Here is a 26,866-nt window from a genome sequence, read left to right as displayed (position 1 = left end):
ATACAATACAAGGCATAAGATTACATCCTTGCAGGAGGCGCTTTTAAAAATGGGTAAACCATACTCAGTACTCGTTGTCGATGATCATCCGTTGTTACGTCGCGGTATCTGTCAACTCGTCACTTCTGACACAGATTTCACCCTCTTTGGTGAGGCTGGCAGTGGCTTAGATGCACTATCAGCCATTGAAGAGAATGAACCTGATATTGTCTTGCTCGATCTCAATATGAAAGGCATGACAGGCTTAGATACACTCAATGGTTTACGCCAAGAAGGTGTCACCTCTCGCATAGTGATCCTAACGGTATCAGATGCAAAACAAGACGTGATCCGCTTAGTGAGGGCGGGTGCAGATGGATACCTGCTCAAAGACACAGAGCCAGACCTTCTGCTAGAGAAACTGAAGAATGCCATGCAAGGACACAGGGTGATCAGTGAGTCTGTTGAAGACTATCTTTATGAACTCAAAGACGCTACTGATGAACAAGAGTGGCTCGATAATTTGACCCCTAGAGAGCTGCAAATCTTACAGCTTGTAGCCGAAGGTAAGAGTAATCGCATGATCTCTGAGCAACTACATATCAGTGAAGGCACTGTAAAGGTTCACGTTAAAAACTTGCTGAGAAAAGCCAATGCCAAATCAAGAACTGAAATGGCTGTTCGCTATCTGAATCAGTAACCCTGATGTATATGGGCAAGGTAAAATAATAAAGGCAGCCATTGGCTGCCTTTTTAATGAATAATTATTTTTGATACCAGCCTAACGGGTCTCGTCGAGAAACTCTCGCCAGCTAATCAGAGCAGCCTGAAAGTCTTCTAATCCACAAAATGCTTCAGACTCACCATTATAGAGGGACATGTCCTCCTCAAATTCATACTCTTCGCCATCTTCCAGCTCATTAGCAAAAATTCTGGCCTGCTCGCCATCAAGCTCCAACGATAATCCCTTGCCTATCCAGCGCCACTCACTGATAGCACCCTGTTGCATCTGCTCAATAACGTTAACGAGCTCGTCAAATTTATCTTGATTTTCACCCAGCTCTTCAGCAAACCAAAATCCAAGTACCTCATGATCCATGCTAAAGCTAGCAATCACAGTCCCTGTCATGGTGTTACGCCGAAATTCATATTCCATATTAAAAACCTATCACTCAATCAAATCAAACTACATCACTTGTTCAATTTTACCCTAAACCTAAGCCTGATGCGTAACTCACTTTCATTAAAAACCACCAAAACTCTTAGTGATCACTCAAAAACTGGAAAAGAATATGCTCGCCATTAATTTCAATTCATCACTGTCGCTTGGTGAAACTCAATAGGCTTCTAATGAAAAACCATCGCCATTATCTATCAGCAAGCCTACTGGCTGGCTTTGTATTCATCACTGTCAGCAATTCAGCTTTGGCCGAAAGTGAAATTTATGCCACCCAATCAGGACACTTTTCTGATTTCGGCGACATGATGCAGATACTGCTCCCTGCCGGAGCACTAACTGGCAGTTTAGTCATTGGCGATAATGAAGGCGCTTGGCAGCTCTCTAAAGGCATGTTAACCACAGGTGTGGTCACTCATGGCTTGAAATTCGGATTTGCCCGGTTAAGGCCCGATGGCAGCTCCTATAACTCATTTCCTTCAGGTCACACCTCTTCCGCTTTCTCCGGCGCTGCATACATTCAACATAGATATGGTAATGCCTGGGGGATCCCAGCATACGGTCTAGCGAGCTTAGTGGGAGCAAGCCGTGTATGGGCTAATAAACACTATTTAGATGATGTGATGGCTGGAGCTTCAATCGCTGTAATGTCCAGCCTCTATTGGACAGACCCCTACAATCTTTCCGATCTGCTTGTCACGCCAACCTTGGGATCAGACAGCGTAGGCTTGATGGTTAATTACATTCCGGGAAGAGGCAAAAAAACATCAAACTTAACCTCTAACACCTATGATGACTGGGGCCATAATCAACAAGACGCTTATCGACATAGCTATGAACTGTTTATTGGCGGCGCATCAACACAGCATAACCGAGTCCAAGATGGCAACAACACCATGTTCGATCTAAAAAGCTTTGGTAGGGAGGATGAGCCTAATACCTATGCAGGAGCAAGACTAAAGTGGGGCATGGACAAAGGCCAATATTTATCTATAAATTTGACGCCTTTTGAATCCAGAAGCACAAGTACCTTAGCCCAAGATATAAACTTTGGCGGTAAGCACTACCAAGCCGGAAAAGAGGTGATCTCGGCATATCGCCTATGGGGAGTAAATACAGATTATATGTTTGAACTGCTGCCTAACAGCGATTGGAAGCTCGATGTTGGTGCAGGTATTAGCGTGAAGCAGCTATCCATCAGACTAGACAATATCAAAGGCAGTAACCTCAGCGAGCAAGCACAGTGGCTATTCGCCCCTTCAGTGATGACTGAGGTGGGCTATCAATTTACCCATAAACTATCGGCGAATATTGGCTTACATGCGACAGCATCGAGTAAAATAAGCTCTCAAGAACTATGGATGAGCCTGGATTATCAGTTAAGCCAGCGCTGGGCAACCTCTTTGATTGCTGGTCGCTTTAACCAAGAGATCGAAGCTGATAGGTTAGTTAATCACTTATCGATGGACTACGCAGGCTTTACCGTGCGTTACTCATTTTAAAAAATAGTGCTTTTCAATCGGTATAAAACTGTAAATAGAAAGCATCAGATAACAAAAAAGGACGCCTAAGCGTCCTTTCAATAAGTCATCAAATCCAGGCATTAGCCAGAATTAGTGAGCGTGACCATGATCTGCAGCTTCTGCTTCAGCAGTAGGAGCAGCAGCTTTCTCGATAGAAAGTAACTCAACTTCGAATACCAGTGTTGAGTTAGCAGGAATAGTTCCCGTATCACGTTCGCCATATGCAAGATTTGCAGGGATAACGAACTTGTACTTAGCGCCTACAGGCATCAACTGAACACCTTCAGTCCAGCCAGGAATAACGCGATTTAGTGGAAACTTAGCAGGCTCGCCACGGGCTACAGAGCTATCAAACTCAGTGCCATCTGTTAATGTGCCCACATAGTGAACTTCAACAGTATCTTCAGCAACAGGCTTATCACCAGTACCTGGAGTCATGACTTCATACTGAAGGCCAGACTCAGTGGTCACAACACCTTCTTTAGCCTTGTTAATCTCTAAGAATTCAGAGCTAACAGCCAATGCTTTCTCAGCTAAAACCGTTGCTTGAGCCTGACGCTTCTCATTTAACTTCTCGTCAAGACCTTGAAGAACTGTCTGCATCTCTTCTTCTGTCAGCTTAAGCTCGTCATTTAGACCATTGCTGAAACCAGAGATGATTAAGTCACGGTCAACAGGCATACCGAGCTCTTCTTGCTCCTTGATATGACCAGACATGTATTTACCAATAGATGCACCGACACTATAAGCTTCTTTTTGTACTTCTGTTTTCAATTCAACATTGGCAGCAGCTTCAGTTGTTTTTTGCTCTTGATTACAAGCTGACAGGCCAACAACAGCCAACGCAACCAGTGATAATTTATAAATAGATTTCATTAAAAAGCTTCCTCAGGATCTTCTAGTCGTGACAATAACCTTATCTTATAAGGCGATCCACTTTATACTAGTTAAATAGGTTATTCCAATTACATTACTTATGTTTAATCATCGCATGTAAATGCACTTCACTTGAGCTAGAGACAATAGTATTGGGAGCAAGTTCATGAAAATTTTCTTTATGGCTGTTTTTTGTACGCTCATATTTACTGCGTGCCAGCCCCAGCCTTTGAATACTCAGACCTTGATCACTGAACCTAGCTACGACGCCAGCCTCTCACAACAGGGGAACTTAGCGCTTGTCAGTACCGCTAACAGCGGTATCCAGTTATGGGATCTACAAGCTCAAGAACAAAAATATACCTGGCTACATGGCGGCTCTGATAATACGGCATTTGATGTCGCGCTTTCACCTAACCAAGATTTTGCCGCCTCATTAAGCAGGAATTCCGTTGCGCTATGGAGCGTTGTAAACGGCGCTTCCTTAGGGTGGTGGTCGCTACCATCGACTGGGCAAAGCGTGGCTGTGTCTAATTTTGGCAGTTTATTAATCGGCCTCACTGACGGCAGTGTCATGTCTCTGATGCCCTCAGTTTCAACGCAATCACCCTCCTTGATTAAGTTTTTGGGGCACACAGAAAAAGTGAATAGTGTATCTTTATCCGCCGACGGGAGAATCGCCTTGACGGGATCAAATGATAAGCAAGCTATTCTATGGAAGGCAATTTCTGGTCAACCAATACACACTTGGCAATTTGATAATAGGGTTATCAAGGTAAACTTAAATAACTCAGGCAGCCTTTCATTTATCGGTGATAGCACGAATATTGCCAAGGTTATGGATAATAAAGTGGGTAGCACATTGAGTCAGCTAAATATCCATCGTAGAAAAATGAACTTTTCAACGGCGCGCTTTTCAAATCATGATACATTGCTGCTCACTGGCACACCGGCCAGAGAAGTCAGAGTATGGGACATAAAAACCGGTCAATCCCTAGCCAATTGGCAAGTTCAGCGCACCAAACATGCCCAAACCAAGGGAGCCGTTGTATACTCTGTCGCAAATAAGGATGCAAACCAGATCCTAACGATTAGCAGTAATGGCTTAGTGGAAACTTGGCCAGCCCCAATCCATTAGAGGTAAAAATGGAACATTTAGAACAAAGAGTCGAAGATCTTGAAATGAAACTAGCCTTCCAAGAAGGCACCATAGAAGATCTCAATCAGCAAGTGATCAAGTTAAATGACTTGCTGTCTAATCAGCAACAAGCAATACGACTCTTAGTCAGCAAATTACATACCGTTGAACCGAGTAATATGGCGGATCAGTCGGAAGAGACACCTCCGCCGCACTATTAAATTGTTGAGTCTTATACAAGATGACCGAAACACAGCAAGCTGAACCTGAATACAGCACATTTGAAGGATTGAAATGTTAGCCATAGCGCAAGTTGGCGAGGCTATACTCAACAGGCAAGTACAACAGGTAACTGAATTTTCAGCGACATTGACGCAACTTGCCGATAATATGCTCGAATCCATGATGCTGGCAAAAGGCATCGGCATTGCTGCACCTCAAGTTAATCAAAGCATAGCCATGTTTATCATGGCCTCTAAGCCCAATGAACGCTACCCAGATGCCCCTTATATTGAGCCCTGTATAGTGGTTAATCCTAAAATCATTGCCTGCTCCGATGAGCTAGTTTCCGGTGAAGAAGGCTGTTTATCAATTGAACTTCAAAGGTTCGTTATTTTAAGGCATGAATGGGTCGAAGTTCGTTTTCAAGACCTTAATGGGCTAGAGCATCAACAAACGTTAACTGGGTTTATAGCACGTATTTTTCAGCATGAATTCGATCACCTTCAAGGTATCACCTTGTATGAAAGGAGCGCTATGCAGACGGAAAGTAGTTTTGGTGAGGACGCACAATGAAACATTGGCTATTAATCCCTCTGATGACCCTCAGCCTATCAGGTTGCGCGTTTAACAGCATATTTATAAACTACCCGTCGCAAATAGCGCCGGTAAAAGCACAGCTCAACACTAGCGAGCCGATGAAAGGGGTTAATGAGGTCGCTGCAAATATAGCCGGCGCTGATGGCTTACTCTATGCGCAAGAGGCTGGTCGAGTTGCTCAAATAAGTGGTGATTTTGAATCGAGCAAACAATACTATCAAGATGCTGTTTCCGCTTACCTCAAGTTCGATGATAAGGCGACCTTAAGTGTCACTGATTTGGGCGCAACCGCAAGTAGCTTATTTATCAACGACAACGTGATCCCCTATCGTGGCCCAGGCTATGAGCGAGTCATGTTGCACCAATACCAGGCACTTAACTATCTATTCAGTGGTGATCAGCAAGGCGCACTCGTTGAAGTCAGGCGGAGTAACCAACTACAGAGCTCAGAGCAAGACAGATATCAAAAGTCTCAAGAATCAGTACAAGCCATGGCTAATGGCACCATAGACGCGGAAATTAATAAGCTAGGAAACGCCGCTGGTACAGTCACCAGCTCTTTCCTCAATGCCTATAGTTATTACACTACTGGTGTATTACACGAAATATTAGGCGAGCCAAACGATGCCTTTATCGATTATCGTAAGGCAGCGCAAATAAGCCCCAACAATCCCTTCTTACAACAAGATCTTGTCAGGCTAGCCACTCAGCTATCTATGCCACAACAAGAGGAGTTTGAACGCCGCTGGGGAAAGGCCACTCAACAAAAGAAAGGTGAAGGCCAAGTCATTATCTTGCTTGAGCGTGGCTTTGTTCCTGAAAAACAAAGTATAACCGTGCCTTTTACCATACATGGAAACTGGCAAACAGCCTCATTAGCCACCTATACTTCAAATTCACGTAAGGTTTCAAAAGGTAAGCTAACCGGACTGGGCAAGCCTTTAACAGCAGCCCCTATCGCTAATTTAGATGCACTGGCTATCACAGCGCTAAAAGAAGACCTTCCTGCTGCATTAGTCAGACAAGCTGCCAGGGTTTACGCTAAGTCTGAGATGGCCAGAAGCGTAGAAAGTCAAAGCAAGAAGCGACATAACGAAACGGATATCGCCGCTATCGCCATGCAGATATTCAATGTTGTCACCGAGCAGGCCGATAGACGCAGCTGGCTGACCTTACCTAAACAGGCTCAAATTGCTAGAACTTACCTTAAAGATGGTAGCTACTCTATCAAGCTAGATAATTCAGCACCTAAAGAGATTGAAGTAAAGAGTGGTAGAACAACACTCGTCTGGGCAATCGATACTGGTAATTACACGCGTTTTTATTCAATAATCATCTAATACACACTTATTATGGAAGCCACTATGAAAAACTTTAAACTCATTTTTATGCTAGCAGTCGCTGTTGGGCTCGCTGGTTGTCAATCAAAAGTAGAATACGGTGACGCCACTGAAGTAGAAACGGTCAATGAGAACTTCGGCTCTTCAGATCTACAAGCCATTGCAGCTAAGATGGTAGACAGTATGCTGACCTTCCCGCCAATCCTTGTGATGACGGCTAACGATCGTCCGATTATGTTTGTCGACAAGATTAAGAACAAGACCTCAGAGCATATCGATACTGAATCAGTAACAGACTCGATTAGCAACAAGCTACTTCGTTCAGGTAAGTTCCGTTTCATCGATATGACTAAAGTCGATGCAGTACGTAAACAACTGGACTATCAGAACAATGCCGGCATGGTAGACCCATCTACCGCGATCAGCTTCGGTCGTCAAATTGGCGCGCAATACATGCTGTATGGCAACCTTTCTAGCATAGTGAAACAAGCCGGTAGCACTAAAGATGTCTACTATAAGATGACAATGCGTCTGATGGATCTCGAAACTGGCCTTATCGAATGGTCTGATGAAAAAGAGATCCGTAAGGTGAAATCTAAGTCTTTCCTAGGCTTGTAAATCCCCAGCTCATTTGAGCGATTAGATATGAATGCTGGTCAATTTTTTTGGCTGGCATTTTTTATGCCTGCCTTCCCCACATAATTAGCCCCATAATGAGCCCACTCGTTTTTGTTATCGCGCTCAATACCAAAATCGGTTAGTGTTCCTGTCATAAAATCAAACCCTACTCTTTATCAGGTACTAAGCTGTGAATCTATTGCGTGTCACCCTGTTTATCCTCAGTTCGTTGCTACTTATCTCATGTAACAGTACCAGCCAGAAACAAGCAGGCACCAGCAAGGCGAATTCAAATGACACGGCCACTAAGGATTTTGCAGCTAAAGAGTATGCGAAGGCCAAAGCACGCAAGGCTCGGATCTCAGATATCCACTATCAGCTAACAGTAAACCTGACTCAAGCTGACCATTTCAGTGCCACCAGCCTAGTGACGTTCCAACTTAGCGATCCAAAGGACGCAATCCAGCTAGACCTTGAGCAGGCTAATATCAGCGCCTTTATCATCAATGACCATAAGATTTATCCAAGATATGATGGCTCAGTATTCACCTTAAGCCCTAGCTTGCTAGTGTCTGGATCGAACACAGTCGAAATAAGCTATTCAAGAGCCTACTCAAAAGAGCAGCATCCAGGTCTAGTGCGCTACATAGACCCGATTGATGGTGAGGCCTACCTCACTTCAAATCTGGCACCCAATTGGTCCAGAAAGTGGTTTGCCGCCTTTGATCAACCCGATCTGAAAGCCAGCTATAGCGTCAATGTCTTAGCGCCTAAGAATTGGACCGTGATCAGTCCAATGAAGGAGCAAAGCGTTACTGAAGCGGGTGAGTTTAAGCAATGGCAGTTTCCCACAACGGCAAAACTTAGCCCTCATACCTATTCACTCAACGCCGGGCCTTTTAAGGTTTGGCAAAGTAGCCAAGGAAAATACCCACTTAGATTATTAGCTAGGCAGTCATTAAATAAGGAAATAGCAACTGATGTACTTTTCGAGGATGTCTCATCGGCCATAGAAACAATGGAAGCTAGCTTAGGTGTTGCTTACCCTTTTGCAAAATTTGATTTACTACTCATCCCTAAACAAGTCACTGCTTTATCTATGCCGCACAATAAACAGGCATATACTCAACCGGCATCTCTGAGCTACTTAGACCCTAATCTTGTACTCACTCCCCCAAACTCAGCAGAACAACAAAAAGAGCTGATGCGTTCGGTAATAGATGATCTAGCGGCTCAATGGTTTGGCATCATGGTTACAGCAAACTGGTGGGATGAAAGCTGGCTGAACGATAGCTTACGCAGCCATTTATCCCAGCAACTATTCACACAACTAGATTATGAAGCGCACCAGAGTGTTAGCCACTATGACTCGAATAAAGCTCATGCCTATGAAGCTGATACCTTGCAGGCCAACTATAGCTCTCACTCTGGCACTCACTCTGGCTTATCTAGTATCGGTCCACATAAAGGTAAAGTAAGCCTTATTAGACTTGAGCACTTAGTGAATGAAACACAGTTCAAAGCTGGCACTCAGAATTACCTTAAACAATATGCTTATCAGAATGCTAGCCCGGCTGACTTCTTTGCAAGTCAAAGCCTCACAGCCAGACGCGATCTCAATCAATGGCAACAAGATTGGCTCTATAGCCTTGGGGTTAACACTGTGACAGCTGAATTTAGCTGTAAGAATAACCGCATCAATGAATTTGCGATAATTCAATCTCCGGTGAACGAGCAAATACTCACCTTAAGAGAACAGAAAATTAAAGTTGGACTGTATACCAAGGGACGCAATGAGTTACATAGAGTGCGTGCTATCGACGTTAACTATCGCGGTAAACGTACCGAAGTAAAACCGCTCATAGGTAGCCGCTGTCCAGATCTTGTCTATCCCAATTACTTGGATTTAGGTTATGTCAAAGTCAGCTTAGATAAACGCTCATTAGAGACAGTGAAAACCGCACTGAATCAGATCAAAGATAGCCAGTTACGTTCTATGATCTGGCAAACCCTTTGGGAGAACGTATCCAGCGGCAGCTTGTCGTTAAATGAATATCTAGGCATAGTTTTTATTAACCTTCCCCAAGAGAAACAGCCCGAAATATTAGCCCAAGTGCTAGAGACACTGAATCAAAGTAAGACAGATCTGGAACAGATATTACCTAGCCACAGTAGCTACATAAAAATGGCGCTTAAAGCGTTTGAGCAGATGAGCCTGAGAAAGGCCATGGTCAATAGTGACAATAGCCAAATTCAGCAGCTATGGTTCAATGCTTATATCAAGTTTTCCACCAGCACTGATGCACAAGGTCATCTGGCTAAGTTATTGGCAGGGCAATCTAAAATCAAGGGGCTAACCTTAGATCAACAGATGCGTTGGAGCATCATAAAGCAGCTTAATCGTTATGATCACTTAGGTAGCCGCGGCTTAATTGTTAGTGAGCGTAAACGAGATCTGAGCCAGGAAGGTCAAGTTGCAGCAATTGCCGCCGAAGTCTCCAGACCCGAAGCGGGAATTAAACGCTATTGGCTGACACATATTCAACATGACGAAAAGTTAGCAGCTTCAAGCTTGAATATTGCAATAACCAACCTGTATCCAAAAGAGCAACAGAGACTCAGCGCGGCCAGCTCAGATCAGAGGCTCGACGCTTGGTTGGCAATGGATAAACACAAGAGCCCTCAATTCATGGCGCTTTACACCAGATACCTGTTACCCACTCAGTGTAACTATGCTGGCATCGCTAGGCTGGAAAAGATAATGGCTAGTAATGCACTTTCTTCGAGCACATTCTCTGAGCTGATTAAGCTTCATCACAGCGAGCAAAGGTGTGTGGCCATAAAAGAGAAACTCTTAAACTAACTGAGTTTAAATGGGTTTAAGTGACTTTAAGAGAGTTAAGGCAAGTTTGGCCTTTAGTAAACGGACTTGTATGATTAACTTTTAGTGAAACAGGCCAAGGCACAGTGAACTTGACCAAGAGATGAATCAATGATTTCATAAGGCACTGATAATTAATAATTAACTTCTTGGCACAAGCATTGCTTTATTTATTCTAGAGTAAAAAATTAAACAGCAACAATTAGCACAGCATAGAGGGATTTAGACACATGGGACCATTTGAAGTCATAACCGTTGCCATCGTAGCCATATTCGGCGTGAAAGCATTTAAAGAATATAATAACAAAAAAACCAGTATTGATACCGGTGAGGTAGATGTACTTAAGGCTGAATTAGTTAAGCTGCAAGCGCGTGTCGCCACGCTGGAAACCATAGTGACCGATAAGTCATATCAACTTGGCGAACAGATAGATAAGCTATAATACCAAGCGGTATAACAATAAAAAGCCAGTGTATTTCTACACTGGCTTTCTTTTTGAAACCAATGATATCGAGTTAAACGAAAAGCTCTCTAATATTCGCCAGGTCGCTTTTACCTTCGAGGATCTCCTCAGGCGATAATCCAGATACTTCATGAGGAAAGACTAACCACTCTTCCGACTCATGTATGTAGTAGTCAGGCTTTAGCGGCACAGACGTATTCTTGGGCTTATAGTAAGGGCAGGCAATACGCACATCTTTTGGCATATTCAGGCGCATTAACTCACTGAGATTTTCTTTAAGGGCATGAATACTACGACCAGAATCGAACACATCATCGACAATTAACAGTCCGTCATCAGCATTGGCATTCTCAACAATATAATGCAGTCCATGAACCTTGATTTTTTTATTCTGTTTGTCGGTGCCGATCCCATAATAAGAAGAGGTACGAACCGCGATATGATCGGTTTCAACCTCTTTAAAATCGAAATATTCCTGCACCGCAATCCCTATAGGTGCACCACCACGCCAGATCCCGACGATAAATTGCGGACGAAAACCACTCTCATAAACCTGCGCCGCCAGGCGAAATGAATCTTCGAGCAATCCCTGTGCTGTAATAAAATGTTTATCTGACATTCGACCATCCCCATCTTGTTATTTATTTAGGTCAACTCGGTAGGCAAAACGCTCATTCCAAAGGCGGAATATGCGCTATTTTATACCCGTGAAATAATCACAGGCTAAAGTGTAGGCATCTACCAGATTTTGGGGCCGAATTTTATACTAAAATGAGATTTGTTGCCTCATTTAAAATAAAAACTTAGACACCAGACCGAATTTTTTCATCCAGCGCCTCAACACATAAGAACAAAGCTGCTCATTGATCGATACATATAAACAGAGAAGAAAAGAGCCAGTCCTAGGGGCTGGCTCATTGTAATAAGCAGTATCAGTCAAGCATCTAGCTGACAGCTGTGACTTGAGCATTGCCCATCATGCAAACGACGCTGTGTTGCTTGCTCATATCTTCGCTAAAGTCTGCAGACAAAATCGTATCAACATAGTGCCAATCACTGCGTACTTGCTCTTTAGTAAATGTCAGCACCATAAAACCACGGTTTCTTAGGTTAGTGTATTTAAGTCCACCAACCATATCTAAAATACCCGCCTCAACCTGTACCTGCTGATCTTCTGGGATCCCTAAGTAATACTCAAGGCCAGGAGAGGAGACAGAACTCGTCGCAAACTCGACACCCACCTTATCGCCGTGACTATCGGTGAGCTCATTAGCCCAGGCATTATGGGTATCACCTGCGAGGACGACTAAGTTACAGCCATTAGATTTAGCAGTAGCAAGCACCACTTCACGCTCATAGGCGTATCCATCCCAAGCATCTAAGTTATAAGGCACTGCCGGCATCTGCAATAGCCCCATGGCTTCAGGTGTCAGCCTATGCTGATTTTCAATCATGAAGGTATATTCAAAGGCGGTAATGGTTGGATCTTTTGCATCCCATCGGGCAACTATTTGCGCCAGTGCAGCAAGCTCTCCAAATTCAGTGACGCTGAGCTTTTGCATCGCAATCGCAGCAGGCAACAACATACTTCCCATTAAGACTTGCTGGCCCAACACTTGCCACTTCCCCGTTGCAGTTAACAGATTTCCCTGCAGCCACTGAAGCTGCTCCGCTCCTAACAAGGTACGCTCAGTCCCGGTGACTTCTGCCATAAACTTTTGGCTATCCATGGCTTGGGTAACTGGATCGATAAAGTCTGCATAATCGAGAGGTTTATCACGGGCTAAGACGCGGGTATCGAGCATATGTAGATCGACCAAGTCGCCGAAACTAAACGAGCGATAGATCTCTTCGTGATTGCCCTCTCGCCAAGGACGAATAGGCAGCCACTCGAAATATGCTTGCAACGCGGCTTGCTTTCTTGCATCGAAATCACCGTCTTCTTCATTGTGATTCTCTGCGCCATGCTGCCATGTATCATTAGCGACCTCATGATCGTCCCATACTGTGATAAAAGGCACCTTGGCGTGAAGGCCACTCAAGCTAGGATCGCTCCGGTATTGCGCATAACGAGTGCGGTAATCAGATAGACTCAGTAGCTCACCTTCAGGCAGTACTTCACGACCGAGTTCTGCAGCATGTTCACTGGCATATTCGCCACGGGCATATTCATAGATGTAATCCCCGAGATGAATGATTGCATCGAGCTCTTCCTGTTCTGCCGCCAACGCATAGACATTAAAATGACCCGCTGGAAAGTTTGCACAAGAAAGCACAGCTAGCTTCACCTGCTCAACAGCACCTTGGGGTAAAGTGATGGCACAGCCAACGTCAGATACCGAGTCTCCCTGTTTAAATCGATAGAAATATTTCGTCCCAGCATCCAGCCCCATAGCATCTATTTTTATGGTGTGATCCCGCTCAGCGCTAGTGGTTGTCTCGCCATTAGTGACCAGATTTTCAAAACCTGTGTCTGTCGCCAGCTCCCAACCTACGGTGATTTCACCTTCGGACTCAGGGGTCACTCGGGTCCATAAAATAACCGAATCATGACTCGGGTCGCCACTGGCTACCCCATGAAGAAATTCAGCTTTAGCGCTATCTTCACTGCTATTATCACTGTCACTACAGCCCATCAAGCCATATGACACCACTGCTGCACCCACACCTTTAGCCGATATTTCCAGGAAATCCCGGCGTGTAAAGCTCCGTTTCATTATTATTATCCTTGTAAAACATGAAGTGGTAAGAGGTCTAACAAGTATCATGCAACACTACCATTACATTTATGTTACACAATGTCTATTAGGTCGACATCGTCCTCAAAGTGTGAAAATTGGGGTATATTAATTAAGCTGAAATTGAATCATTGCCAATGAGTGATCCACGCTAACCATATAAGGGAGCTGCGAATGAATGTACAAGAGATTATGACCACCCAAGTGGTCTGTATTAGTGATCAGGCTAACCTAAAAGATGCCCATGCACTGATGAACAGCCGCAATGTTCGTCATTTACCTGTGATCTCAGAGCAAGACTCACGCTTAGTCGGCATCCTGACCCACAAGAAAATGGTATCGATAGTCATGTCCTTAGTGACTAAATATGGCAGTGATGCCTTGGACAGAAAAGAGCGGGCGCAAACGGTCGCAAGTATTATGGACACAGATCACCAGCACCTCACCGTCGATGAGCCACTATCGATAGTGGTGGAATACTTTATCGACAATAAACTCGGATGCTTGCCCGTGATAGACGATGCAGGAAATGTAAAAGGCATAGTCACCTCTTCAGACTTTGTGAAATTATGCGCCAAGTTGCTAAAACATTCGAAAGAGTGAACTCGCCAAAGCACTAGATAAAAAACGGACTAAACAAGGGGGCAGTTAAGACCATAGCAATACCGGTAAAAATCATGGTAAGGCTGGCGACAACGCCTTCCTCTTCCCCTATCTCAGACGCTTTTGCCGCGCCGACACCATGAGCCGATGCACCGAGCGCGGCGCCCTTACCCAGAGATGTGTTAATTTTTGCCAGCCTAAAAATAGGCCCACAAATTATCATGCCTAATACCCCAGTGAGCAAAACCAACATGGCTGTCAGTTCAGGCACACCACCAAAGCTCGATGTTGCTTCCATGGCAAAAGGCGTAGAAACGAAACGGACTAGCACACTCTGAGCGAGCTCGGGTGGCAGAGAGACTAGCTTAGACAGGCCCCAGGACGAGATTAAGCCTAATAGGAGGCCGACGACCACACCGATGGAAAGCGTGAGTGGGTATTTAGCAATTAAGTGCCGCTCACGATAGATAGGCACAGCGAAGGCGATGACCGCTGGCGTCAACATCAAAGTTAACAGATGACTGAAGTGAAAATAGCTAGGTAAGGGAATATCCAGCAACAAGACCAGAGAGATAATCCCTAGCGGTGCCAGCATGATGGGCGACAACCACCAGAACTTGAATTTTCCATAGGCATATTTAGCCCCCGCGTAACACGCCAGTGTCATCACTAAACTAAAAATGCCTACCAAAGCCAGGCCTGTATCTTCGAACATAGCCATCAGTTAACCTTCCATACTCGGTGCCAGCAAAGCCTGAGCGCGTTGACGATTCATTCTACGCTCGAAACGAAAAACACGGTCGACCACGAACCCTGTTCCCACCAACACAAATACCGTCCCCAGCACTAACATCACTATCAGCCGAACACCATAATGCTCAAATAAACTCTGATATTTAATCACAGAGACCACTGGAGGGATAAAAAACAGTAGCAGCTCACCGATCAGCCAGGCCGAGCCTAAGCTAACACTGCGTTCGGGAATAGCCTTAGTCAACAAGAGAAACAGGACTATGGCCAGACCTATGACGCTCCCGGGAATAGGCAAATCAAAGTATTGCTCGGCTTGCACGCAGATAACCGCCAACAAACTAAACAGACCAACCTGCGCCAAGGTCTGTAGCATCACTCTCAACTTACCATTGCTCTTTACAACGCAGTCAGTTGCTCTCCCCTCTTTGGTGAAGCGAGAGTTTTTATCACTTTCATTGGAGACATATGAAGCAGGCATAGGTCGATAAACTCATTCATTAGCAGTAGTGCAAGTTTAAACTTGCACTATCGATAAAAAAAATGAATATTAATCATAGAATACATTCCAAAAGGTTATACAGATGGATCTACGTGTTATTGGTTATCTTATTGAGATAGTCGACTCCGGCGGCTTTGCCAAGGCATCTAAGAAGGTCCACATCACTCAACCCGCTCTATCGAAAGCGATTCAACAACTTGAACATGAACTGGATGTCACTCTGCTCGAACGCGGCAAGCGAGGCACTCGAGTCAAACTCACCCCAGCCGGAGAGCTAGTCTACCGTCATGGGCAAACCTTACTGGCTAACAAGCAAGCCTTACTCAATGAACTCGCCGCTCAACGCGGGCTAACCTCAGGTCAGTTAAAACTCGGTTTGGCTCCGCTGGGTAGCGCCGAGCTCTTCGCTCCTGTTATTGCAAAGTACCGAGACACTTACCCTAAGATCGAGATGGAGTTATTAGTCCGTGGTTCAGTAGAGCAAAAAGAGGCCTTGATTAAAGGAGAGATAGAGCTAGCTACAGGCATCATAGCGCTCGATAAGCAATTTGAAGGCATCCTAGTACGTGAAGAGCCTATGGTCGTCGTTTTACCTAAACATCATGTATTAGCTAAGGCGCAGTCATTGAGACTGGAACAGATCTCCCTCGAGCCACAAATTATGTTCGAACCAGGTTTCTCCCTGCATAGCATGGTCATCGACAGCTGTGAGCAAGCGGGTTTTACGCCGAAAAATATCACTCGAATAAGTCAGGCAGAATTTGGCATCGCTCTCGTCGCCGCAGGTGCAGGCAATATGTTACTGCCCAAGATGATCGCCGAGCGTCATAGTGTGACCGGCGTTGTTTCGGTGCCACTTGTCGGCTCAGACTTGAGATGGAAAATGTCGCTATTTTGGCGACGAGAAACGCCTCTTTCCTTCGCAGCACAGGCCATGGTAGAGATGATAAAATCAACAAGCCCTGTTTAAACAGGGCTTAGTTTGGCCTAAAGGAGAAATAGCTTATGTCGCCGGGCAAGTAATTTCAGAGATGCTACTAATCACAATATCTTCTACCGGAACATCTTGAAAGGTGCCGCTATTGTCCGACACAGCATTCGCGGTATCGACGATATCCATCTGATCAACAACTTCTATACCTTCAAACACCTGACCAAAAACAGCATATCCATAACCATCCTGTGCATTGGCTTTATCTAAAAACTCATTATCAACAGAGTTAATAAAGAACTGTGAGCTCGCAGAGTTAGCAGCACTGCCTCTCGCCATAGATAAGGTACCACGCAGGTTACTAAAACCGACTGCAGACTCATTGACGATTGGATCATTACCTTCGCTATAAATAAGCCCGGGTTTAAATCCACCTGTTTGCACCATAAACTGGTGGATCACTCGATGGAATATTAAGCCATCATAGAAGCCAGCATCGACATACTGCTTAAAGTTTTCACCCGTGATTGGAGTGTTAGTGGTGTCGATCGCCAAGCCAATGTCTCCCATGCTCGTACTCATGGTATAACAATAATCTTGAGCTAATTCTGGCGTAGGCTCAGGTGTCGGCGGCGGTGTTGGTGTTCCACCTGAATCACCGGAGTCGCTTCCCCCACCACAGGCTGTGAGCAAAGATGCTATAACGACGCTTGAAGCTAAGCTTAATGTAAATTTTTTCATTTATATCCCTATCGACTGCTTACCGGCTGATTATTTTTGTATTTAAGGTCAATTCGGATTTAATACCAAATTGACCTAAGTCCGGACAATGACTACTTAAGACCGAAGGGATGTTACAAAGATGTAGCTTAATATTCAACAAAATAAACAATGTATGATACAAACTAAAACATCTAGGCTGCTTTTAGTTTTTGCACTGTGGATATAAATAGCAAAGCGATTGCACCAGCAAACACACCAAAAATGGTATTAAGCAGGCTTGGAGTAAGAAAAGACAACACAGGGCCAATTAGCGCTAGCGGCTCGACCCACAGGGCAGCGGTTTCAATCTGCACACTCATCCAATGAAGCCCATGGGTTAAAATGCCGCCGCCAACCATAAACATAGCCACAGTGCCGACTATGGTCAGTCCTCGCATCAAGTAAGGCGCCGCATTCACCAGCTTCTCGCCGAACCAGCGCCCAAAGCGCGTCAATAACCCTTCGCCTTTTCTCTGGCTCAGATACAAGCCAGCATCATCAAGCTTAACGATGCCAGCAACCAAACCATAAACCCCTATGGTCATCAACAAGGCAATAACTGATAGCGTAACGACTTGAGTCAGAAAACTACTCTCGGCAACCACGCCTAAGGTGATGGCAATGATCTCCGCAGATAAGACAAAGTCAGTTCGGATAGCGCCTTTAATCTTCTGAGCTTCATAGGCCTGAAGATCATCGATTAAGGGGATGTCATCTTCAACTTGTACGGCATCATTAGCATCACAACCACCTTGAGTTAAACTCGCTTGCTTAGCTTTTCGCTTCTCATAGGTGTGATGTAATTTTTCAAAGCCCTCGTAACACAGATACAAGCCACCAAACATCAGCAAAGGCGTTACGGCCCAAGGGATAAATGCACTGATAAGCAGAGCCGCTGGCACTAAAATACACTTGTTACGAAACGATCCCACGGCCACGGCCCAAACAACGGGCAGCTCTCTATCGGCACTCACGCCTGAAACTTGTTGGGCATTAAGCGCCAAATCATCACCTAAGACACCGGCAGTTTTTTTCGCTGCAACTTTACTCATCAAGGCCACATCATCCAAGATAGCGGCAATATCATCTAACAATGTAAGCAGGCTAACTCCAGCCATAGTGTTCCCTTTTCCTTTTCCTAAATGCTGCAAACCCGTGCAGATCTCATACATGCTTGCTTAAGCAGTCAAATGCTTAAACCAAACTTAATGACTTTATGCAAAGTTACTCTTTGACTCTGACTTTTACCACCAGCAAAAAATTAACTTGTTTTAATTTTCCCCGAGCCACATAAAAATTCAAGTTTGAGCAAATCGAGCATTTTGACGCGGCTCGGGTATAATGACGGCAGAATTTTAAATACTCCTAACAGGAAACGACCATGACACAAGATGAGATGAAAAAAGCCGCGGGTTGGGCTGCTCTGCAATATGTTGAAAAAGATAGCATTGTTGGTGTAGGTACAGGTTCAACTGTTAATCATTTCATCGATGCATTAGCCACAATGAAAGCCGATATCGAAGGTGCTGTTTCTAGCTCTGAAGCATCGACAGAAAAAATGAAAGCATTGGGCATTCCTGTTTACGATCTCAACTCAGTAAACGAGCTTTCTGTTTATGTTGATGGCGCCGATGAGATCAACGGCCACATGGACATGATCAAGGGCGGCGGCGCTGCACTTACCCGTGAGAAAATCGTCTCAGCGGTTGCCGAGAAGTTTATCTGTATCGTTGATAACACTAAGCAGGTCGATATCTTAGGTGAGTTTCCACTGCCAGTAGAAGTCATCCCTATGGCACGCTCTTATGTAGCACGTCAACTGGTTAAGCTTGGCGGCGATCCGGTATACCGTGAAGGTTGTCTGACTGATAACGGCAACATCATCTTAGATGTGTACAACATGAAGATCATGAAGCCAAAAGAGCTTGAAGAACAGATCAATCAAATCGTCGGCGTAGTGACGAACGGTTTGTTCGCAAAGCGCGGTGCAGATGTGTTGTTAGTGGGCACACCAGAAGGGGTTAAAACGGTTAAGTAGACCGTTTTATTGCTTCTCAGAAGTGACTAGGTTTCTAGGAACTAGAGCCTAGGAACTTGTTGAGCTAAGCCACTCTTTTAACGGGTGGCTTTTTTGTGTCTGCTTACCAGTGTTGTTTTTTCATTGATAGTTGTTTTATTTGGTCGATAGTTGAAAGTCGGACCTTCATGGTTATCTATCGCCTGTCCGGCGAGGATTGTGCAGTTACTTCTGCGAGTCGCTGCAAGTCCATCCATGGAAGCTCTACCAAATCATCCCTGATTTGGAAGCTCGCAGCCGCATCTGCACTGAATGTTCTAAAAACAAGTAACCTTACTCGCTCCTTTCCCTTGAGTGCTAGCCTTGGTCGCTCAGAGTTTAAGCGACACAAAAGCAGTAATGAAGCAGCCTGCGCTGCCGCAAACAATCCCATAAACCAAACAAAAAACAGAACAAGAACAGAAAGCTAGGGCAAAACACAGAGTTTTATATTTTCATTAGGAAAATGTGATGGAGATGTTGAATTCACTATTGTAAGCGAGAGTAAAAGTAGGTTAATGTGTGTGCAGTTAGGGAAACGCAGGGCACACTCTTACATCGACAAGGGAACGCCATTCAGGGAAGAAAAAGCCAATCATTAGCTTGTAAAGGGTCTACTCAGTGACCACATGCAAGCACCAAGTGATAAAGTTTACTTTGACCCTGATTTTACTGGCTGTCACATCAGGAAAAAACTCGGTAATCAGTCATAAGATAAGGTTATGGGACATAATCCCCCATTAGAATGGAATGTCTATCATGGATGAAATCATCAATATTTGGATCAATGCTATACCCGCAGTCCTAATGGGTTTGTTTTTAACTTGGGCGTTAAAAGTTGGTAAAACAAAGCTAAAGCAATTTTTCAGAAAGGTGAAACTGTCAGAATTAAAGAAGATTAGAGCCAAAAGATTCAACTACAGCGCCGTGACTTACGAGATAGTTAAAACACACTGCTTAATGGTTCTGTTTATCGGCCTATTCATTTTCTACTTAAATTCACTCAATAGCTTCGTAGAAAGTGGTCGGCATTGGGTTTTAGGAGGGCTACTCATATCCCCACTTTACATCGTACAGATGTACTATCTCTGGCAACGTGACTTCACCAAGAGCCTAATCAAATCAGTAGCTAAGTTAGTTTAACAAGCTAGATCCACTATAAAAATTATGGATTGTTTAGTTTTTTTATCTAAGGAATACAAGGAAGTTACCTGTTTATGATGGACTTTTTAGAGTCAATTTCGCCAATTGCTTCCGCCTTTGCCGCAATATTATCAACAATAATAGCAGCTATAGTTGTTTGGTTAACTATTAACCAATTAAAGGCCCAGCGAATACACAACCGCCTTTCAATCAAGCCTGTTCTATCTACTCACTTTAAAGCAGAAAAGAACGATCAAAATCTTGTAGTATCAATACTGTTGGACAATTTTGGTATGGGACCAGGGTTTATAAAAAATGGTGTTTTTTATAATGCCGAAGGTGCGCACTTTGACTTCAATACTAAAGAGCTCAAAGCAGAAGTAGAAAGGGTTGTTAAGCGTGGTACAGTTAATCATATGTTGAGCCCCTTTGCTGTTCAACCGAATACTTCAGTATCAATATTATCAGTACCGTTACCGCCACAATTTGACCTTGACTCACTTTATATGGAACTTGAAAAATTTGGTATCAAAATAACTTATGAATCTGTGTATGGTGAAAAGTTCGAGATTAATGAAACTTTATCTAAAGATATTAGCAAAACATAGGTTACTTAAAATAGCCGATATATAAAAAAACAACTTGTTTCGATCTTCAAAACCACATAACGAATAGGTTGTTTTGTGTTCAGGTAGGGGAACGCAGCCATTCCGGGATGAAGACAAGGTAGCAGCGATCACTCTTTTCAAAAATCAGAGAGAAAATTGCAAGCAATTGATTCACATCAATCTCTCCCCTTCTTTATGTCGAAAAGCTTTCCCCAAAAACACCCAGTCAGTTAGATTAAACAATGGGTAGCACCATTTTAATTATTGAAATAACTACCAAAAAACCTACATAAAAAGGAGCTAGCATGGCTGTTAAACACACACCAACAGGAATTGTTCACCAAGGAAATAAAGGTGGTAAAACAGGTTGTGGAACTGATACAAAAAAGAACTCCGAACACTGGAATTCATCTCATGAACGAATTACCTGTGATAAAAATGGATGTAAAAACTAGTTAAAATTAATAAAACCTGTCAGCTATTCCATTGTTTGAAGTAGGTGACGGCTTGTCTCATGGGTTACGAGTGGTGGTAACAACCCTCTATTACTGCCGTAAACTAATCGAAAAATAATAACAAGAACAGAAAGCTAGGGCAAAACACAGAGTTTTATACTTCAATTAGAAAAATGTGATGGAGATGTTGAAACCCACAGTAAAAGTAGGTTAATGTGTGTGCAGTTAGGGAAACGCAGGTGAAACTCTTACATCGACAAGGGAACGCCATTCAGGGAAGAAAAAGCCAATCATTAGCTTGTAAAGGGTCTACTCAGTGACCACATACAAGCACCAAGTGATAAAGTTTACTCTGATCCTGATTTTATATACGCGTTTTGCAAAATAATAGGTTTATTAATTGTGCATGCGCGTTAATAAAATATGTGCGCATGCGCGCTATGCAGCCGTTATATGTTTCAGTAGTTTGGTTGATTATTCATCATTAGGAGGGAATCTTGTCAAAAGTAACATTTAATATGTCGGAGTCTGATATTTCAAAGGATAGGTATGGAACAGTGCAGGAAGCTGCAGAAAAAGCTTGTCTTAAACTGAATGATGCGGGTTATTCCGGTGAGTTTGAACTTGAACCATTTAGGTTTAATGGTGTTGGTAAAAAATATAGATCTGAATATATAGATTACACTAAATTTAATTTAAAACAGGGTAGCATTAATATATCTATCGAGTGTGAGTATGGTGATATTAAATCAGTTTCAGGGCTCAATAAAAACACATAACTAATAAGGATAGGCCGCGCGCAGATAAAGGGGTCAAAACACATTAGCTTTTAGCTCTTTTGATTATTTTGGCTTTATTGGATGACCTGGCTTTAGGTATAGCCAAGACACCCACGATTGCTAATCATGGGTATCTTGATTAATCCACTCTTAATTTCTATGCGTGTTTTGAAAAAATAGGTTTATTAATTGTACATGCACGTTAATAAAATATGTGCGCATGCGCACTATACAGCTGTTATGTTTATTATTGGATCTTGAAAAATCTAAATATCCCCGCATATAGTGGGTCTATTTGCAATGCTGGAGAAGCATATTATGAAATCAAGAAAACTAAATACAATACAAGATTTAATTGTTAGTAATTACTCCATATCTTCAAATGGTGACGGTAAGTTTACGCACTCATTTACTCCTGAAAATACAGATACAGTTTACTCATTCGTCGCTAACGGGACTCCGGAGCTAGAGGCTGGAGAACACTACAGTATTGGCTTCTATATCGAAGATGATAACAAAATTGTTGACCTATCGTGCGTGGCTAAAAATCAGGGAGTTAATCCCGTATTAAGTTATTTATTTGCACAACAAGAAGCTTTAGATAAACACGCTGTCAACAAAGAAAAAAATGATACACGTGTTACACACCAAGCGGTAGATGGTTACTATTGGGGTAAAAAGTACGCTTGGAGAGAGTTCGGCATGCACCTTCCGCAAGGTGCGTTTCACGCATACCTTAAGGAAATAGATCACCCTACGGTTCCATGTTTAACAATAAATCCAGATCTTCCATACGCTAGTAATGATCGATCAATGGCATATAATGAGGAGGGGTTAACGGACGCTATTGAAGCTCTAGTCACTTCAGCGATTAGAGTGACCCCTGCTAGGTTTGAGTCACCGCTATACTCTAAACGTTTCATGATCAAGGCTATTAGCGCAGTCACCGATAAAAAATAAACATAACTAATAAGGATAGGCCGCGTGGAAGACAAAGGGGTCAGAACCTGAGGGATCCCCACAAAAAGATAAGCAGAAATAATAAGATAGGAAAAATACTGAGGAACATTCATGGCATTTGGTGATCAAATTTATCGCCAAACAAAAATTACCACGAGTAAATGCCATGAATGCAAAGCAAGTTTTATCAAAATGTCTCTCCCTTGTCACCCCATTAATGCATAAAACTCGCCGACAGAGTTTGTTTTCAGCAATCGAAAGCTCAATGAATGGTGGCTCCCTATCAATCACAGGTCTTGGCCGCGACATTGATAGTAATACCTTGGAAAAGCACAAGATTAAGCGTGTCGATAGGCTCTGCTCTAACACTAAGTTACACCGTGATATCAAGCTCATCTATACTCGCATGGCTTATCTATTGGTGGGCAAAATGCCACAGCCAATAATCCATATCGATTGGTCTGATTTAGATGACAAAAAGGAGAGCTTTCTAATCCGCGCTTCCCTTGCTGCTCAAGGGCGCTCTTTAACACTCTATGAAGAGATTCTTCCGTTAAACCTGAAAGAAAAACCTAAAATTCACCTGCAATTTATGACTCGGCTGAAGGCGATGCTACCAAGTAACTGCAAGCCTATTATCGTGACCGATGCAGGGTTTCGTATACCTTGGTTTAAGCAAGTGTTATCGCTTGAGTGGGATTACGTAGGCCGCGTCAGAAACAGAACTCAATGCTTCAAATCGGGTGAGTATGACTGGCAACCAATCAAAAACTTATATATGAAAGCGACCTCTCGCGCTCAGAGCCTAGGTGAATTTCTGCTAGGCCAAACTGTTGGATTTAAAACCCGTTTAGTTATCTATAAACGTCACCCAAAAGGTCGTAAAGACATGAACGCAAAGGGTGATGATATCAGAAAAGATAAGCGCTCTCGCGCCAGTGCAGCAAGAGAAAAAGAGCCTTGGCTACTCGCCACATCACTGTGTAGCTCGAGCACTACAGCTAAGAAAATCGTTAAGTGCTATGCAACTCGAATGCAAATTGAGGAGAGCTTTAGGGATGTGAAAACTGGCCTAAAGATGAATGACAGTAGGACTAGAATTGTTAGAAAACTTAACGTGTTATTAATCATTGCAAGTCTATCTCAGTTTATGTTGTATCTGCTAGGTTTAGCTGTAAAGGCAGCGGATAAACACAGGCAATATCAAGCTAACTCAATTAAACATCGTAACGTACTCTCAAACCAATTTATTGGATTAAGGGCATACAAGGATAAGAAGTTGAAGCTGTTGAAGCTGTTGAAACACCATTGGCGAGCAGCTATTTCGTCACTGAAAGAAATAGTTAGGGATCCACAAGCATGCTATTAAATTCGTGGGGATCCCTCAGGCTCTGACCCCTTTGTTGACCCCTTTGACCCCTTTGTCGTTCATATATGGCTCTATTTATTCGGAGGCTACCCTTAATATTGGGTCTGAAGTTAAAGGTGTTGAACAGTAAGGTCAATCAAGATGGTTTTCGTTACCTTGATTATCCACCAAACTTGAAAAAGCCCCGACATTCATACCAGTGTTGGGGGGCTCTATTTTCTAAGGAACTGATATTTTTATAGTCAACACTAGGGATAAGGACGCGGCTTCGCGCGGCCTATCCTTATTTGTTAGTAATCTTTTTCTGGCTATATAAAAGTTGGTATAAACGAAATTTTAACGATTATTAGTGTCGTCGTAGCTACAAGGCTCGCTAGATACTAATACTTTACTTGCGGTTACCTGACCAGAAGTGAAAACAGAACCAGTACATTGGTTTATAACCTGTTCACCAACTACTGATGAGCCTGACATATAGGTATATTCTAAAATCCATTTGTTTTGCTTTCCAGCAGAGGCCGAAGAAGCAACACTTAAAGCGCCGACTATAGTAAATGAAGCGATTATTATTTTTTTTATAATATTATTCATGGTTTAATTCTTCCTTTAATTAATATGTATATTCCACCATCAGTGGAACGTGTTCCAAAATAATGAAGACATGCTATACAAACCAACATCTTAGTCATGCTGAATGGAACAATATATACTTTACTTTAGAAAGTATATAGCTCGAACTTACTATCTCTATACATTAAGAAAAGACAGTACAGCCATAACTTTTGTGCTTTAGATCATCCTCTACTAGGCTTTAAGTTACCTCTACTAAGTTTTGTGTAGGATAGCGATAATGACCTCCGCAAGAAGAACCTTAATCGATGCTGAGTCTACACCCTTCTATCACATCATAAATCGCTGTGTCAGAAGGGCTTTTCTATGTGGAGAGGATGAGCTCACAGGTAAAAGCTTTGAGCATAGACGTGGCTGGATTGTCGATCAAATCAAAGCGCTTTCAACTATTTTCTGTATCGATATTTGTGCCTATGCAGTGATGAACAATCACTATCATTTAGTCCTTAAAATCAGATAAAGGGGTCAAAACCTGAGGGATTCCCACTGTTTATAGCCAAAACACCCACGATTGTTACTCATGGGTGTCTTGATTAATCCGTTATAAACCAAACAGAAAACAGCAACAAGAACAGAAAGCTAGGGCAAAACACAGAGTTTTATATTTCTATTCGAAATATGTGATGGAGATGTTGAATTCCACATTAAAAGTAGGTTAATGTGTGTGCAGTTAGGGAAACGCTGGGCAAACTCTTACATCGACAAGGGAACGCCATTCAGGGAAGAAAAAGCCAATCATTAGCTTGTAAAGAGTCTACTCAGCGACCACATGCAAGCACCAAGTGATAAAGTTTACTCTGACCATGATTTTCAGGATAGCCAGCGCGCAGCCGCGTCCTTATTCCAAGTGTTGAACAAATCCGAGCTTTCTGGAAGTGATACCTTTATATAGTAAATAGCATCGCGAGAGTTCACGCTGATTTAGGTGATTTATATCAATGTCATTTTTGACTAGCCATAACGATCCCTTAGCACTGCAAGCCAATTAAGTAAGTTTAGTTTTAGCTAATATTGCTAATCAGTTAGTTGTGAATCCAATTCTAAGTAGAATTTTAGGTAGTGGTAAAGCAGAAAGAGATCAAAACCTAACTGCTAAATCAAGAAAAACCTCATCATAGGATATATATGAGAACTAAATGACCTTCTATAGCGCCACCTGATGTTGTTGAGTGGGTTAAAGGCTTCTCACATAACATAAGTTATAATTTTAAACCCAAATTAATGAATGGAGAGTACTCGATGGTTAATCCGGAGCGCAAGGCTATGATAGATAGGTATATGTTTGAAGCTGTAAACAAACATGGTTACACAAGTATTGAGTCGGTACAGTATGGGCTTGAGAGCGGAAGAAAGCACTTAAAAGGTTGAATATGCTATTGATATCTTCAGCTATATTATTAACTATCTCAATTATTGGAATGATAGCTCTTCCTGCTTTGATTGCAGCATACATTCCTTTTTATATAATCAGAAGTCGGTTCAACAAAGCAGATGAATATGTCATCGAAGCGATTGCAAATGAACCTGAACTAATTGAGTCATACTTTAAAAAGTAACTCAATGTTTGGCGTCTGTAGCACACCAACTGACATCAACTCTACAAGATTCAAATTTAGGATAAATGGGTCAGAACACATTAGCTTTTAGCTCTCTTGATTATTCTGGCCTTATTGGATGACCTAGTTTTAAGTGGCCAAATCTTACATTTAGATGGGCTTCGATTTCGGCAGATAACCTTATTTGTTCCGACCCCTTTGTCGCATTT

The 26,866-nt window shown here is 43.0% G+C and carries 27 protein-coding genes and 1 pseudogene; 19 read left to right on the top strand and 9 right to left on the bottom strand.

The window, feature by feature from the left end:
• Positions 1–49: 49 nt before the first annotated feature.
• Positions 50–679, top strand: coding sequence for a response regulator (locus FM038_RS04620; protein ID WP_142872170.1), 630 nt, complete (start codon positions 50–52; stop codon positions 677–679).
• 81 nt (positions 680–760) lie between these two features.
• Here FM038_RS04620 and FM038_RS04615 read toward each other — a convergent pair whose 3' ends face one another.
• A complete protein-coding gene (locus tag FM038_RS04615; protein ID WP_142872169.1) occupies positions 761–1,135 on the bottom strand; it encodes a YacL family protein in 375 nt (124 codons plus the stop codon).
• Between the two features lie 194 nt (positions 1,136–1,329).
• On the opposite strand from FM038_RS04615, the gene FM038_RS04610 reads away from it, so the two are divergent.
• Positions 1,330–2,658 (top strand): phosphatase PAP2 family protein, encoded by a 1,329-nt coding sequence (locus FM038_RS04610; RefSeq protein ID WP_142872168.1) that lies wholly within the window; start codon positions 1,330–1,332, stop codon positions 2,656–2,658.
• A 111-nt stretch (positions 2,659–2,769) separates the two neighbouring features.
• Here FM038_RS04610 and fkpA read toward each other — a convergent pair whose 3' ends face one another.
• Positions 2,770–3,555: an FKBP-type peptidyl-prolyl cis-trans isomerase gene (gene fkpA / locus FM038_RS04605; RefSeq protein ID WP_142872167.1), complete on the bottom strand. Its 786-nt coding sequence runs from the start codon at positions 3,553–3,555 to the stop codon at positions 2,770–2,772.
• Positions 3,556–3,721: 166 nt separating this feature from the next.
• Between fkpA and FM038_RS04600 the strand changes: the two genes are divergently transcribed.
• From FM038_RS04600 to FM038_RS04570, 7 genes are all read left to right on the top strand, one after another.
• Entirely contained in the window at positions 3,722–4,693 is a 972-nt protein-coding gene (locus tag FM038_RS04600; RefSeq protein WP_142872166.1) for a WD40 repeat domain-containing protein, read from the top strand.
• Between the two features lie 8 nt (positions 4,694–4,701).
• A complete protein-coding gene (locus FM038_RS04595) occupies positions 4,702–4,914 on the top strand; it encodes a SlyX family protein (protein ID WP_142872165.1) in 213 nt (70 codons plus the stop codon).
• 73 nt (positions 4,915–4,987) lie between these two features.
• Positions 4,988–5,488 (top strand): peptide deformylase, encoded by a 501-nt coding sequence (gene def / locus FM038_RS04590; protein ID WP_142872164.1) that lies wholly within the window; start codon positions 4,988–4,990, stop codon positions 5,486–5,488.
• Positions 5,485–6,852: a COG3014 family protein gene (locus tag FM038_RS04585; RefSeq protein WP_142872163.1), complete on the top strand. Its 1,368-nt coding sequence runs from the start codon at positions 5,485–5,487 to the stop codon at positions 6,850–6,852. The genes def and FM038_RS04585 overlap by 4 nt, the downstream gene beginning before the upstream one ends.
• Positions 6,853–6,876: 24 nt before the next feature.
• Positions 6,877–7,470, top strand: coding sequence for a penicillin-binding protein activator LpoB (gene lpoB, locus FM038_RS04580; protein WP_185965756.1), 594 nt, complete (start codon positions 6,877–6,879; stop codon positions 7,468–7,470).
• Positions 7,471–7,660: 190 nt separating this feature from the next.
• Positions 7,661–10,333, top strand: a complete 2,673-nt coding sequence (gene pepN, locus FM038_RS04575) for an aminopeptidase N (protein ID WP_142872161.1) — start codon at positions 7,661–7,663, stop codon at positions 10,331–10,333.
• Between the two features lie 248 nt (positions 10,334–10,581).
• Entirely contained in the window at positions 10,582–10,794 is a 213-nt protein-coding gene (locus FM038_RS04570) for a hypothetical protein (RefSeq protein WP_142872160.1), read from the top strand.
• A gap of 73 nt (positions 10,795–10,867) precedes the next feature.
• Here the strand turns inward: FM038_RS04570 and FM038_RS04565 are convergent, their stop codons facing one another.
• Together FM038_RS04565 and FM038_RS04560 are read right to left on the bottom strand one after the other, a co-directional pair.
• Positions 10,868–11,434 (bottom strand): phosphoribosyltransferase, encoded by a 567-nt coding sequence (locus tag FM038_RS04565; RefSeq protein ID WP_142872159.1) that lies wholly within the window; start codon positions 11,432–11,434, stop codon positions 10,868–10,870.
• A gap of 325 nt (positions 11,435–11,759) precedes the next feature.
• The gene (locus FM038_RS04560; protein ID WP_142872158.1) at positions 11,760–13,532 is read right to left on the bottom strand and encodes an alkaline phosphatase D family protein; all 1,773 of its coding nucleotides are present in this window, start codon (positions 13,530–13,532) and stop codon (positions 11,760–11,762) included.
• Positions 13,533–13,727: 195 nt separating this feature from the next.
• Here FM038_RS04560 and FM038_RS04555 point away from each other — a divergent pair, with 195 nt between their 5' ends.
• Positions 13,728–14,156: a CBS domain-containing protein gene (locus tag FM038_RS04555; protein ID WP_142872157.1), complete on the top strand. Its 429-nt coding sequence runs from the start codon at positions 13,728–13,730 to the stop codon at positions 14,154–14,156.
• A gap of 13 nt (positions 14,157–14,169) precedes the next feature.
• Here the strand turns inward: FM038_RS04555 and FM038_RS04550 are convergent, their stop codons facing one another.
• Together FM038_RS04550 and FM038_RS04545 are read right to left on the bottom strand one after the other, a co-directional pair.
• Complete coding sequence (locus FM038_RS04550) at positions 14,170–14,877, bottom strand: LrgB family protein (RefSeq protein ID WP_142872156.1); 708 nt, start codon at positions 14,875–14,877, stop codon at positions 14,170–14,172.
• Positions 14,878–14,880: 3 nt separating this feature from the next.
• The gene (locus tag FM038_RS04545; RefSeq protein ID WP_142872929.1) at positions 14,881–15,282 is read right to left on the bottom strand and encodes a CidA/LrgA family protein; all 402 of its coding nucleotides are present in this window, start codon (positions 15,280–15,282) and stop codon (positions 14,881–14,883) included.
• Between the two features lie 208 nt (positions 15,283–15,490).
• On the opposite strand from FM038_RS04545, the gene FM038_RS04540 reads away from it, so the two are divergent.
• Positions 15,491–16,378, top strand: coding sequence for a LysR family transcriptional regulator (locus tag FM038_RS04540; protein WP_142872155.1), 888 nt, complete (start codon positions 15,491–15,493; stop codon positions 16,376–16,378).
• Between the two features lie 33 nt (positions 16,379–16,411).
• Here FM038_RS04540 and FM038_RS04535 read toward each other — a convergent pair whose 3' ends face one another.
• Positions 16,412–17,080 (bottom strand): peptidylprolyl isomerase, encoded by a 669-nt coding sequence (locus tag FM038_RS04535; RefSeq protein ID WP_142872154.1) that lies wholly within the window; start codon positions 17,078–17,080, stop codon positions 16,412–16,414.
• A 173-nt stretch (positions 17,081–17,253) separates the two neighbouring features.
• Positions 17,254–18,219, bottom strand: a complete 966-nt coding sequence (locus FM038_RS04530; protein WP_142872153.1) for a DUF808 domain-containing protein — start codon at positions 18,217–18,219, stop codon at positions 17,254–17,256.
• Positions 18,220–18,482: 263 nt separating this feature from the next.
• Here FM038_RS04530 and rpiA point away from each other — a divergent pair, with 263 nt between their 5' ends.
• The 7 genes from rpiA to FM038_RS04495 all read left to right on the top strand — a co-directional run bounded on the left by rpiA (position 18,483) and on the right by FM038_RS04495 (position 24,471).
• On the top strand, positions 18,483–19,139 hold the full coding sequence (gene rpiA / locus FM038_RS04525; RefSeq protein ID WP_142872152.1) for a ribose-5-phosphate isomerase RpiA: 657 nt from the start codon (positions 18,483–18,485) through the stop codon (positions 19,137–19,139).
• Positions 19,140–19,916: 777 nt separating this feature from the next.
• Positions 19,917–20,300: a hypothetical protein gene (locus FM038_RS04520; protein WP_142872151.1), complete on the top strand. Its 384-nt coding sequence runs from the start codon at positions 19,917–19,919 to the stop codon at positions 20,298–20,300.
• A gap of 74 nt (positions 20,301–20,374) precedes the next feature.
• The gene (locus FM038_RS04515; protein WP_142872150.1) at positions 20,375–20,908 is read left to right on the top strand and encodes a hypothetical protein; all 534 of its coding nucleotides are present in this window, start codon (positions 20,375–20,377) and stop codon (positions 20,906–20,908) included.
• A 305-nt stretch (positions 20,909–21,213) separates the two neighbouring features.
• Positions 21,214–21,363: a hypothetical protein gene (locus tag FM038_RS04510; protein ID WP_142872149.1), complete on the top strand. Its 150-nt coding sequence runs from the start codon at positions 21,214–21,216 to the stop codon at positions 21,361–21,363.
• A 497-nt stretch (positions 21,364–21,860) separates the two neighbouring features.
• Positions 21,861–22,142, top strand: coding sequence for a hypothetical protein (locus FM038_RS04505; RefSeq protein WP_142872148.1), 282 nt, complete (start codon positions 21,861–21,863; stop codon positions 22,140–22,142).
• Between the two features lie 318 nt (positions 22,143–22,460).
• Positions 22,461–23,102, top strand: a complete 642-nt coding sequence (locus tag FM038_RS04500) for a hypothetical protein (RefSeq protein ID WP_142872147.1) — start codon at positions 22,461–22,463, stop codon at positions 23,100–23,102.
• 166 nt (positions 23,103–23,268) lie between these two features.
• A complete protein-coding gene (locus FM038_RS04495) occupies positions 23,269–24,471 on the top strand; it encodes an IS4 family transposase (RefSeq protein ID WP_142872928.1) in 1,203 nt (400 codons plus the stop codon).
• A gap of 336 nt (positions 24,472–24,807) precedes the next feature.
• Here the strand turns inward: FM038_RS04495 and FM038_RS04490 are convergent, their stop codons facing one another.
• Positions 24,808–25,062 (bottom strand): hypothetical protein, encoded by a 255-nt coding sequence (locus FM038_RS04490; protein WP_142872146.1) that lies wholly within the window; start codon positions 25,060–25,062, stop codon positions 24,808–24,810.
• Between the two features lie 259 nt (positions 25,063–25,321).
• On the opposite strand from FM038_RS04490, the pseudogene FM038_RS04485 reads away from it, so the two are divergent.
• Positions 25,322–25,555, top strand: a pseudogene (locus FM038_RS04485) (transposase); the annotation flags it as partial.
• Positions 25,556–26,866 lie beyond the last annotated feature (1,311 nt).

The sequence above is a fragment of the Shewanella eurypsychrophilus genome (assembly GCF_007004545.3).
GTDB lineage: Bacteria > Pseudomonadota > Gammaproteobacteria > Enterobacterales > Shewanellaceae > Shewanella > Shewanella eurypsychrophilus.
This window is presented reverse-complemented; position numbering and strand designations above follow the sequence as displayed.